A 12198-nucleotide genomic window follows, 5' to 3' on the forward strand; every position below is an offset into this window, starting at 1 on the left:
ACCATCGCCCCACTTCGCAGCGCGTATACGGTGGTACCGATCACCAGGGCATCGGCAAGACAAAGGGGACCGTCGTGAAGCCCACCATGGCCGCCGCCCAACTGCGCGGCAGTCTGACGCAGTACCTCACGACGACCTACGCCCTCGCCGACGAGGACACCCGGCGGGCGCTGGAGCGCTTCCTCGGCCACCCCGAGACGGGGATCTTCCGGGGTCCCTACCTCCGGATCAGGACCCCGTTCCACCGCGCCGACGACGGCTGGCAGCGGGAACTCGAGTGCACGGCCGGCTTCCCCGGCTTCGCGCCCTACCGGCACCAGGCCAAGGCCTGGACTCGGCTGTCCACCCTGCACGGTCCCGCCCAGCCGACGCTGGTGACCACCGGCACCGGCTCCGGCAAGACCGAGTCGTTCCTCATCCCCGTCCTCGACCACTGCCGACGTCAGCGGGCCCAGGGCCACCGCGGCATCAAGGCGATCCTGCTCTACCCGATGAACGCCCTCGCCACCGACCAGGCCGGGCGCATCGGCGAGTACCTGAGCCGGCCGGAGCTGGCGCAGGTCACCGCGGGCCTCTACATCGGCGACCGGCCCGACACCGACTTCCGACGGGTGATGACGCGGCGCGAGGAGATGCGCGTATCGCCGCCCGATGTGCTGATCACGAACTACAAGATGCTCGACCTGCTACTCCAGCGCGGTGAGGACCGTTCGCTGTGGGAGGGCGCCGACCTCTCCTACGTCGTACTCGACGAGTTCCACACGTACGACGGGGCCCAGGGCACCGACGTGGCGATGCTGCTGCGCCGCCTGGCCGCCGCAACCGGCGCGTCACGGCCGGGCAAGCCGCTCGGGTCCATCTGCCCGGTGGCGACGTCGGCCACCCTCGGAGAGGGCACTGCGGGAAAGGAAGCCGACGGCATTCTCGATGTCGCCGCGCGCGTCTTCGCAATGCCCTTCCCTGCCGACTCGGTCGTCGGGGAAGAGCGGATGTCGGCCGAGGAGTTCACCGGCGCCGTCGACTACGAGCTGCCGGAGCCGCCGACGCCCCAGGAGGTCATCGCGGTCTCAGGCGGACCCGGCGTGGAGGCGCAGCCCGATCTGCTCGACCTGGACGGCCTGGCCGCCAAGATGCTGGGCCGCTCCGGCCTCGACGCCTTCCGCATCGGGCGGCTGCTCAAGCGGCACGATTTCACGCACGGCGTCCTGTCGCTGCTGGGCGGGGAGCCGTTGGACGAGTGGGCGCTGCGGGACCGGCTGGCCCGGTTCGGATACTCCTGGGGACGTACCGCGCGGGAGAATCCGCACCTCGTTCTTCAGGCCCTGTCCCGGTTCGTCGCCCTGCTCTCGGCTGCCCGAGACCCGGAATCCGATGAGCGCAGCCCTCGCCCCCTCCTGCACATCGAAGCGCACCTGTGGGTCCGGCCCGTCACCCGCGTCCTGCGCGGCGTAGGGCCGTCCCCGGAGTTCCGCTGGTACGAGGACAACCGCACCGCCGCCCGCCGGGCCACCCTCAACGCCGCTCCGCTCGCCGACGAAGATCCTGACGGACCCTCCGGCGGTTGGCCCTCGGCAAGCCGGCCACAGCCGCTGCCCGGCACGGATACGGCCGTGCGCCCGGCCGAGGTTCATCTGCCCGCCGTGTACTGCCGCAACTGTGGGCGCTCCGGCTGGGCAGCCCTGTCTCCCGAGACTGATCCGCAGCGGCTGGTCATGGCGCAGGACCGGATCTGGCGGGCAGCCGTGGGCCGGGACAAGCGGCGCATCCGCTACTTCATCTCCGCCACACAGCGAGAACGGCAGCAGGTCTTCGATGCGCTGACCGGGGCCCGGCCGTCGGACGGCGGAGTCGATCCCCTGTCGGTGGTGGTGCTGGACGGCGGGCAGGGCACCTACCGGCTTCCGGTGGCCGCGGACGCCTCCGAGCTGATCGATGCCTGGTTCGCACTGGCCCTGCTCGACAAGAAGTCCGCCGACCGGGCTGCGAAGGACGACCGCTGCCCCGCCTGCCATACCGACAACAGCATCCGCTTCCTGGGTACCTCGCAGGCAGCCCTCGCTTCGGCGACCGTCACCCAGCTGTTCACGGGTGGCGACATCGCGCTCGTTCCCGAAGAGCGCAAGACGCTGCTCTTCAACGACTCCACCCAGGACGCGGCACACCGGGCCGGATACGTGGCCAATGCGTCATACAAGTTCTCGCTGCGGTCCCTCCTTGCGCACAACCTGGACGAGTCGGGGGCGCCCACCGCACTCAACGACCTCATCGGTCATGTGCTGGAGTCCGTCGACGACCCGGATGCCCTGGCCGCCGTCGTGCCACCCGACCTCCACGACGAGCCGGGGGTCGACCGGCTGCTGTCAGGGCGCGGAACCGGTGACGCCCGCACGTGGAAGCTGATCGGCGAGCGCCTCGCCTTCGCCACCGTGATGGAGTTCGGGCTGCGCAGCAGGATGGGGCGCACCCTTGAGCTGACGCGTACCGCCGCGGTCGAGGTCGTCGTGGACGAGCCCGACCGGGTCACGGACATCGCCCGCGATCTCCATCTTTCCCTGCCGGGGCAGTTCCTGGCCACGGGCGGGCTGCCCACGCCCGAGCGTTACCTCGCCTACGTCCGGGGAATCCTGGAGCGCCTCAGGCTGCGTGGTGCGGTACACCACCGCTGGCTCGACACCTGGATGAGGGAAGCCGGTACCAACCGGTACCTCATCTCCGGCCGCAGGCCCGACGGCATGCCCGCCTTCCCCGAAGGCGTAGCTCCACCGCGTTTCCTGCTGGACGGCCAGAAGGACAAGTCCGAGTTCGACGCCATCACCGGACGCCTGGGCTGGTACCAGGACTGGACGCGCAGGTGCCTGGACCTGGATGCGGTCGGCGCCACGGAGTATCTGCGCAAGCTGCTTCCCGCCCTCACCGACCAACGGGTACTCGCGTCACGCACCACGAAGGACCGGCAGACCAGGATCTACGGGCTGCAGCCCGGTCACATCCACGCGCAGTTGCTCGACGACTCCGTCGTGAACAAGGCATTCGTGGGCTGTGAGGACTGCGGCTGGCAGCAGGTCGTGGCGCCCGAGCGCCTCACCCGGTGGTACGGACACCCCTGTCCCCGCTACCGGTGCAAGGGGCAGCTGACCGCTCCCCAGCCCGGCATGCCGAGAAGCGGATCCAGTTCGTCCGGGTTCGGTGCGTCCGTACGTGAGCGGGACTACACAGGCGACTACTACCGTCGGCTCTACTTGACCGGCGGCACCTTCCGGGTGGTCACGGCAGAGCACACGGGCATGCTGAGCCGGGCCGAACGGGAACGTGTCGAACGCAGTTTCAAGACAGGTACGCACTACACCGACCCCAACGTCCTGTCGTGCACGCCGACCCTGGAACTCGGCATCGACATCGGGGAGCTGTCCGCCGTGCTGCTCGGCTCGCTGCCCGCCGGCCCCGCCAACTACGTACAGCGGGCAGGCCGGGCCGGGCGCCGGACGGGCAACGCGCTCGTGGTCGCCTTCGGCGGGCGCAGGGCCCGCGATCTGTACTACCTGGACGAGCCGAGCGAGATGATCGCGGGGACGATCCTGCCCCCGGGCTGCTACCTGTCCGCTGTGGAGATCCTGAGGCGGCAGTACACGGCACGGCTGCTGGACCTCGCGGCACGTGGCGAACTGCTCACCTCCGATGGCGAAACGCTCGCTCCGGTCCCCCGGCTGTCCTCGGCCCTGTTCGGCACCACGGGCTGGTGCCAGGACCTGGCAGACGCGGCGCAGACCCACGGTGCCGCGCTGGTCGAGGAGTTCCTCAGTCTCTTCCCGGACGGCAGCGGGACCGAAGCCTCCGACGGCGCGGGGGTCTCCGCCTACGCTGCGGAGGAACTGAAGGCCTACGCCACCGACGGGATCGTCAGGGCACTGCAGGAAGCCGAAGAGGACTGGACGGGCCGGCGCGAGGAACTCCGTCGCAGGATCGCTGCGATCGACGAGGCCGCCGGACACCTGGTCCGTACGGACACCGTGCAGGACCGTGAGCGCCGAGAACTGCTCGCGGAGCGGCGCAGCGCCGGGGACCTGCTTCGTGAGTTGAGCCAGTCCAGTGCCCACGGCACCCTGGTGGAACTGGGCCTGCTGCCGAACTACAGCCTCACCGACACCACCACCCAGTTGGAAGCAACCCTGTACTGGACGGAGGCCCGGGATGATGAGGAGGGTGCGCGGGCGGAGAGCCCCGCTGCGGATGCGGCAGGCCGGATCTACCGCAGCGAGACGCGCGACTACGAGCGTTCCCGCAAGCTTGCCCTGACGGAACTCGCCCCCGGCAACAGCTTCTACGTCAACGGCTACCGGCACATCGTGCGCGCGCTCGACGTCGGCACCCCCGACCGCCGGGCCTGGTCGGTGTGGCGGCTCTGCCCGTCGTGCGGGTACGCCCGTACGCACCACAACGCCAAGGAGGACACGAGTCCGTGCTCCCGGTGCGGCGGTCGGGAGATCGCCGATGCGGGATGCGTGCAGTACGTGCTCCAGCCGAGGCGGGTCATCTCTCGTGACAAGCGGGACGACGCCCGGGTGCGAGACGACCGTGACGAGCGGGACCGTCGTCACTATGCGGTGCTGACGACCGTCGACATCGACCCTGAGCGGATCGCCCCGGGTTCCTGGCGACACGAGACAGCGGTGTTCGGGGTCGACTTCACTCGCCAGGCGAAGATCCGGACGTTCAATCTGGGGCTCGACCGCGAGGAAGGCAGTAGCACGACACCGCTCGCAGGTGCGGACGTGCGGCTCAATCCCTTCTATGTCTGCACCAGTTGTGGAGGGGCCACCGCAGAGGGACGTCCTGTAGTGGACGTCCCTCAGCACGCGCTCACCGAGTCGGGGGCAACGAGCACCCCGGCAGCAGCACACCACCTGCTGTGGTGTCCGCGCCGCCGGGGCAAGGGAGCCTCCGCGGGCGACGCAGGTGAGCAACAGGGCAAGGGCAAGGACGTACCGTTGCTCCTGGCCCACGAGCTGAGCACCGAGGCCGTGCGCGTCCTGCTGCCCGCCTCCGTGGCCCGGGCCAAGGAACGTCTGGCCTCCTTCACCGCCGCGTTGTTCGCGGGGATCGCCGCCCAGTACGGGGGCGACCCGGACCACATCGACATCGCCGAGGCGACGATGCCCGATCATGCGGGCGCTGACAGCTCGGACTGGCCGCGGCGATTCCTCGTGGTCTACGACCGCCTGCCCGGAGGCACCGGCTACCTGCACCGGCTGGCGTCGGCCGACGGATTCCGGGACGTGCTGCTGAAGGCGCGCGAGGTCATCGAGAGTTGCGGCTGCCGCGAGAAGGGACTTGACGGCTGCCACCAGTGCCTGCTGCGACGCGTTCCGGCGGCCGACTACGACAAGATCAGCCGCAATGAGGTGCGGCAGATGCTGGACGATCTGCTGGGCGCGGATGGTGAGCGCTGGCAGACCGCACCGGTCGAGACGACCCGGCACATTCCGCTGGAACGGCAGGCGGAGAGCGACCTCGAGATCATGTTCATCGACACGCTCCAGGACTGGGCCAGACTGTCCGAGTCCCAGGCGGCAGCCGACGCATACACGACCTCGGCCGGTACGTATGCCCTGGATCTGCGGCTGACGGCGGCCGACGGCACCACCGTGAGCTGGCGCGTCTCACAGCAGCGCGCTCTGGACGGCACGCGACCCGACATACTCCTGGAACGCCTCGATGCGCCCAGCCCGCGTGTTGCCGTGTACCTGGATGGCTTTGCGTACCACGCCACCCCCGCACACAACCGCCTGGCCGACGACGCCGCCAAACGAACCGGACTGCGCAGCCAAGGACTGCGGGTGTTCCAGTTGACGTACGACGACGTAAAGGATTGGCGCGAGCGCGTGCGCGACACCGGATATGCGGGGACGGGCCCGGTGGACCCGGTCTGGGAACCGTACGGCACGGATGCGCAGAACCGGGCGCGTGACTACTACAGCCGGGTGGGCAAGGGGCTGCCCGGTGAACTGTCCGACTCGGTGTGGGTCAATCCGGCCCGGCTGCTGCTCGCCTATCTGCGGTCGCCGGACGCACTGCGCTGGCAGCGACGGGCGGAGGCTGCTGCAGCCGGTCTGATCGGCTACAGGGCCGTCGGTGGCTGCGCCCTCGAAGCCGACGCTGTTGGGGCGGCTGTTCAGGAAGCGCTGCGAGGCGGGACGGCCACGGGCCCGGGCGGCCCCGTCCGACTCATCCACGGGACGGATGCCTCCGGCTGTCGGCTCGTCCTGGCCGCAGACGGCAGGCGCACCCCGCCAGTGTGGACTGGGATCGCGGTACTGGACGACAGGGCTGCCGCCCTGGCCGACTCACAGGTGCATCGCCGCCGCTGGCGGGGCTGGCTGTACTGGAGCAACGTGTTGCAGTTCCTGGACCATGGCGGCGGTGACAGCGTGCAGCTCGCCAGCAGTCTGCTGGACGGGTTCACCGCCGACGTGCTCACCGTGACCGGCGGTGAAGGATGGCTGCCCTCCACCCGGACCAGGATCCCCGTGGCAGAGCCTGCCGTGGCCGTCACCTCCACGGCACCTGCCGAGGACGTCGACGGTGCCCGGGACACCGAAGCGACAGCTGCTCCAGTCGAGTCGCCCGTGGCGCCGGCAGCAGGAAGAGATCCGGCATGGGACCAGGTGCTGGAGTACCTGGATCCGGACGAGGCCGGCCTCGTGGAACTCTCCCGGGCACTCGCCGTTGCGGGTGTACCCGCCCCCCAGGACGGCTACGAACTGGACGAGCGGGGTTGGCAGGCAGAACTGGCCTGGCCTGCCGTCCGCATCGGAGTGGTCCTGGCCTCCCGCACAGGAGGACCGGGAACTACCGAGGAGCCCGACTACGAATCCGCCGACCGGGACGAGGCATTTGCGGCAGCCGGATGGGACGCACGCACTGCCACGGCCTGGGACGCTGCCGAGCTGATCGCCCGTTTGACCGGGCAGGCCGAGAATCACAACAGCACCGACAACGGGGAGCACAGGCAATGAACACCTCGGGCGTGACGCTGCGCCTGCTCGACAAGGCCGACAAGGAGATCCTCAAGCTCCCCCGCACGGTCAAGGGCGCCTTCTTCGACTTCCAGCACAAGTTCAAGGGCAACCCGCATACGACCGGACTCAAGCTCCAGCAGCTCAAGGGCGACAGCAGGTTGTGGTCGGCGCGCGTCAGCGACGACTACCGTGCCCTGCTGCTCAGACTTGACGATGACGACTGGCTGATCGTCTCCGTCAAGCACCGCAAGGACGTTTACGACCGGCTGTCCTACGCCGTCAACCACGTGACCGGCGGTATCGAGTACGTCGACCTGGAGGTAGTGGAGGAGAGTGTCCTGCGACGCCTTCCTGCGCCGCCCTCGCCCCCTACCGCGACACCCGAACCCGCCGAGCTCCGGAAGCTGTTCGGCGACTGGTCCGACACCCAGTTGTCCGATCTCGGCGTGGCCGAGCCGTTGCTACCGGTCATCCGGACTCTCACCACGGAAGACCAGCTCCTCGGATTGATCGAGTACGCCCCCCAGCTCACGGGTGAGGTGCTGCTCGCACTCTTCGACGGCAAGTCGTTCGACGACGTGCTCGACCAGGTGACGACCCCCGTCGCGGCCGCCGAGCCAGTCGATCCGGAGGACTTCCAGGCCGCCGCCGAGCGTCCGGCCACGGTGGTGACTACGTCCGACGAAACCCTGCGAGAGGCTCTGGAGGGCGGCGACTTCGGCCGGTGGAAGGTCTTCCTACACCCCACGCAGGCCAAACTTGTGGAACGTCGCTACTCGGGCCCCGCCCGGGTAGGGGGCGGCCCGGGCACGGGCAAGACAATCGTCGCCCTCCACCGGGTACGTCATCTCGTACGACAGCTGCCGCCCGGTCGTGACAAGCCGGTCCTCCTGACCACGTACAACAAGAACCTCGCCGCAGATCTCCGTTCGCGTCTTCTGGAACTGGGCGGCGAGGAGCTCGTGGGCCGAGTCGACGTGAGCCATGTCGACCAGCTGGCGCTGCGTATCGTGCGGGAAGCCGAACCCGGCAGCGGCAAACAGGCGATAGACGACAGCCAGGCCGTGCGCGAATGGCGTGCACTCCTGGACGAGCTGGGCGAAGAGGGTTGGGACCCCGAGTTCCTGCACGACGAATGGACCCAGGTAATCCTCGGCCAAGCTGTCGCCACTCGGACCGACTACTTCCGCGCGCGTCGCGCCGGGCGCGGCCGGAACATCACCCGCGGCGAGCGCGCCGAGATCTGGCAACTCGCGGAACGCTTCACCCAGCGCCTCGACCGCCTCGGACGGCAGACCTGGGACCAGGTGGCCGAGCGCGCCGCGCGGCTGGAAATCGGGCGCGAGCAGCGCATCCTCTCGATCGCGCGTCAGCGGGAGGAGGCGGGAGGGCTTGACAATATCCACCTCCAGGATGGTTCAGGGGGCTGGTTGCGCTACCGGTACCGGCACATCATTGTGGACGAGGCACAGGATCTGCGCCCTGCGCACTGGAAGATGCTGCGTGCCATGGCCCCTCGCCAGGCCGACGACTTGTTCCTCGTCGGCGACACCCATCAGCGCATCTACAAGAACCAAGTGACGCTCGGCAGCCTCGGCATCAACATCAGAGGCCGGTCCTCGAAGCTGAGCCTGAGCTACCGCACTACCCGGCAGATCCTCCGCTCAGCCCTCGACGTACTGGGGGAGACCTCGTACGACGACCTCGACGGCGCCGACGAGACGTTGGCCGGATACCGGTCCGTGCTCAGTGGCCGGGTGCCTGCAGGTCACCCGTTCGCCGACTGGGCGGCAGAACGGGAAGGCATCGCGGCTCTCATCAAGCAGTGGGATGAGGACCCGGAGTCGAGGATCCCGCACGAGCAGATCGCGATCTGCGTGCCCACGAACCAGATGGCGACCGAAGTCGCATACACACTGAGTCTGCGCGGAATCCGCCCGGTAGAGATCCGCTCCGACGGCCCGAACGGGAGTGAGGGCGTACACATCGGCACCATGTTCAGATTCAAGGGGCTTGAATACCAGCGGATGATCATTGCGGGCGTGACTGATGGTCTGGTGCCGCGTGAGACCGTAAGTCGTCTTCGTACCACCGATCCGGTGCGCTACCGCCATGAGATGCAGCGCGCCCGTTCCCTGCTGTTCGTCGCGGCAACACGCGCAAGGGACAGCATGGACGTGTTCTGGCACGGAACGCCGAGCCCCTTCCTCGGCCCGGCGTTGACGAGAAGCCGCTAGGGCCTGTGTGAGGTTGTGCTCAGTCGGCGGCTTTCAGGAGGTCGTCGATCCAGATCATTGCTGCGCTCGGCAGGTCCCGGGGCGGACTGACCAGCAAGATTCATCTCGCCTCGGACCGCAGATGCCGTCCGCTCGCGTTCGGTCTGAACACCGGACAGGCCGCGGAGACGGTGGTCCGCGGTCTACGGCTTGCTGAACTTCATCATGACCGGCGTGGGTCCTTGACGCCTTTAGTATGGCGAGGGTGACGGCGAGTATCAGTGACATCGAGAAGGCAGCCGGTGTGCTGCGCGGCGGGGGCTTGGTGGCCCTGCCGACCGAAACCGTTTACGGTCTGGGCGCCAACGCCGAGGATCCCGCCGCCGTCTCGCGGATCTTCCAGGTCAAGGGGCGTCCGCCGTCCCACCCGCTGATCGTCCACATCGCCGGTGCGGAGCAGCTGGAGGAGTGGGTGCAGGACGTGCCGACGGCTGCGCGCATGCTGGCCGAACACTTCTGGCCGGGCCCCCTCACGCTCGTCCTGCGTCGCGGGGCCCGTGTGCCGCTCGAAGCGACCGGTGGCCTGGAGACGGTGGCCGTGCGCGTGCCCGACCACCCCGTCGCTCTGGCGCTGCTGTCGGTCTTCGGTGGCGGAGTCACGGCCCCGTCCGCGAACCGCTTCGGCTCCGTCAGCCCCACCACCGCGAACGATGTGCGTGCCGAGCTGGGCGACGCCGTCGACTTCGTGCTGGAAGGCGGCCCCTGCGAGGTCGGCGTCGAGTCCACCATCGTCGACGTCACCGGCGAGGCACCGGCCATTCTGCGGCCCGGCGGGGTGACCCGCGAGGATCTCGAAGCGGTGCTGGGATACCCGCTCGCGGTGCCCTCGACCAGCCACGTTCGGGTGCCGGGCCAGCACCCGTCCCACTACGCACCGCGGGCGCGCGTCGTCCTCGTCGAGCCCGAGAAGGTCATCGCCGAAGCGGAACTCGCTTCCGGGCTGGGCCATCGCGTGGGCGTCTTCCTGCCTGCTTCCTCCGCCGACGCTCCGGTCAAGGCGCACGCCGTGGTAGCGGTCCCCGCCTCGCCGGCCGCCTACGCGCGCGGGCTGTACGGGTTCCTGCGCGAGCTCGATCAGCGGGGATGTGACCTCATCGTCGCGTCGCTGCCGGCGGAGGAGGGGCTGGGGCTTGCGATCGCCAACCGGCTCCGCCGAGCCGCGGGGCCCCGCCCCACCGTGTGATCCGCTGCGACGCCTCGCCCGAGACCTCGGGCGCGGCGCCGGGCGGGCTCGCACGACTGAGCGGACCGCCGCTGCGGCCGACGGGCACGGCTCGCGCCGACGGCCCGCGCCAGGTCCACGGCGGGGTGGGCGGTCCGCCCGGGTGAGCGCGGCAGTCAGGACGCGGTGGGAGCCACTGCGTCAAGGCCGCGGGTGGCGACGAGCTGTGCGCTGCCGTCGGCCAGGCGATAGGAGAGCCCCACCACGCCAAGGCGGCCGTCGGCCACCCGGTCCGCCAGGACGCGGGAGCGTTCCAGCAGCAGGTCCACGGTGTGCTCGATGTGTTCGGCCAGTATCTCCTCGGCGCTCTCGCGTCCGGCGGCGCGGGCCGCCAGCACGCTCGGCGTCACCCGCTCGACGACGTCGCGGACGAAACCGCCCGGCGTCTGCCCGTCCTTCAGAGCGGAGCACGCCGCGGCGACGGCGCCGCACGAGTCGTGGCCGAGGACGACGACCAAGGGCGCGTTGAGGACTGCCGCGCCGAATTCGATGGAACCGAGTACTTCCGTCCCGGCGACGTGTCCGGCGGTGCGCACCACGAAGAGGTCGCCCAAGCCGCGGTCGAAGATGATTTCGGCGGCCAGCCGGGAGTCGGAGCAGCCGAACAGCACGGCGAAGGGCTGCTGGGACGGTGCGGTCTCGGTGCGGCGGGCGGCGTCCTGATTGGGGTGCTCGGGGGTGCCGGAGACGAAGCGCTGGTTGCCGGCCATGAGCAGGTCGAAGGCATCGCGGGGCGTCGGCGGCAGAATCTCAGTCATGCCCGAAGGCTACGGCCGGTCTCGCCCAGGCGCTTGGCCGGGGCCCACGCGTCGCGTGAAGTGTCCCGGGTCCCGGCCCTCGCGAAGGATGGCTTCCAGGCGCTCGTCCCAGCCGTCCAGGAGCTCGGTGAGGTGGGGAGGTGCCGGTAGCGCCCGGGGCCTGACTCAGGTGGAGACGACGTCGCGGGACAGTGCGGTGTGCAGGGCGAAAGCACCGAGCAGTCCGCCTGCCGTGAAGCGTTGGGCGGTCAGGATGCGGGGCCGGGTGGCCAGGAACTTCGACATGCGTGCTGCGCCCAGCATGATCAGGGCGTTCACGGAGATGCCCACGACGATCTGCACCGCACCGAGCTGAAGCAGCTGCCCCCAGGCCGGGCCGGCCTGCGGGTCCAAGAACTGGGGCAGCAGTGCGGCGTACATCAGGGCGATCTTGGGGTTCAGCAGGTTGGTCAGCAGCCCCATCGAGAACAGGCGGGCGCCGGAGACCGGAGGCAGGCCCTGGGCCGGAGCGAAGGGCGAACGGCCGCCGGGCCTCAGCATGTCCCAGGCGAGGTACGCCAGGTAGGCGGCCCCGGCGAGCTTGACCACCGTGAAGGTCACCGGCACGGCGGCGAACATCGCGGACAGGCCCGCAGCTGCGGCCAGCAGGTAGCACACGAATCCCACGGCCGTCCCACTGAGGCTCACCAGGCCCGCCCTGCGCCCTTGGGTGATGGCCCGGGAGGCGAGATGAATCATGTTCGGTCCGGGAGTCAACGCCATACCCAACTCGACTAGGGCCACTCCTGCGACTGCGGTCAGGGCTATCACCGGTCAACTCCCGTTGTTCGTCGGGAGCCCCGTACGGGGGGCACCCGGTTGCAGACGGCGGGGGTAGCGCACGAGCTGCGCCCGCCTCGCCCGGCTCAGCATATGACTTCGCCGCT

General features: G+C 69.5%; 5 protein-coding genes and 1 pseudogene. 4 read left to right on the forward strand and 2 right to left on the reverse strand.

Annotation, left to right across the window (positions count from 1 at the left end):
• Positions 1-74 precede the first annotated feature (74 nt).
• The 4 genes and pseudogenes from AMK16_RS06790 (at position 75) to AMK16_RS06805 (ending at position 10475) form a co-directional block, all read left to right on the forward strand.
• Entirely contained in the window at positions 75-7013 is a 6939-nt protein-coding gene (locus AMK16_RS06790) for a DEAD/DEAH box helicase (RefSeq protein ID WP_073909717.1), read from the forward strand.
• Entirely contained in the window at positions 7010-9253 is a 2244-nt protein-coding gene (locus AMK16_RS06795; RefSeq protein WP_073909719.1) for a UvrD-helicase domain-containing protein, read from the forward strand. The genes AMK16_RS06790 and AMK16_RS06795 overlap by 4 nt, the downstream gene beginning before the upstream one ends.
• A gap of 62 nt (positions 9254-9315) precedes the next feature.
• Positions 9316-9420 (forward strand): annotated as a pseudogene (locus AMK16_RS34900) (IS5/IS1182 family transposase); the annotation flags it as partial.
• A gap of 68 nt (positions 9421-9488) precedes the next feature.
• Complete coding sequence (locus AMK16_RS06805) at positions 9489-10475, forward strand: L-threonylcarbamoyladenylate synthase (protein ID WP_073909721.1); 987 nt, start codon at positions 9489-9491, stop codon at positions 10473-10475.
• 155 nt (positions 10476-10630) lie between these two features.
• On the opposite strand, the gene AMK16_RS06810 is transcribed toward AMK16_RS06805, so the two are convergent.
• Together AMK16_RS06810 and AMK16_RS06815 are read right to left on the reverse strand one after the other, a co-directional pair.
• A complete protein-coding gene (locus tag AMK16_RS06810; protein WP_073909724.1) occupies positions 10631-11272 on the reverse strand; it encodes a carbonic anhydrase in 642 nt (213 codons plus the stop codon).
• Positions 11273-11437: 165 nt separating this feature from the next.
• Complete coding sequence (locus AMK16_RS06815; protein WP_073909726.1) at positions 11438-12082, reverse strand: LysE family translocator; 645 nt, start codon at positions 12080-12082, stop codon at positions 11438-11440.
• Positions 12083-12198 lie beyond the last annotated feature (116 nt).

This window comes from Streptomyces sp. CB00455 (assembly GCF_001905445.1).
Classification (GTDB): domain Bacteria; phylum Actinomycetota; class Actinomycetes; order Streptomycetales; family Streptomycetaceae; genus Streptomyces.

Excerpts from the sequence above, each read along its gene's own strand:
- AMK16_RS06795 (WP_073909719.1), top strand. The coding sequence starts at position 7,010 with ATGAACACCTCGGGCGTGACGCTGCGCCTGCTCGACAAGGCCGACAAG.
- AMK16_RS06805 (WP_073909721.1), top strand. The coding sequence starts at position 9,489 with ATGGCGAGGGTGACGGCGAGTATCAGTGACATCGAGAAGGCAGCCGGT.
- AMK16_RS06810 (WP_073909724.1), bottom strand. The coding sequence starts at position 11,272 with ATGACTGAGATTCTGCCGCCGACGCCCCGCGATGCCTTCGACCTGCTC.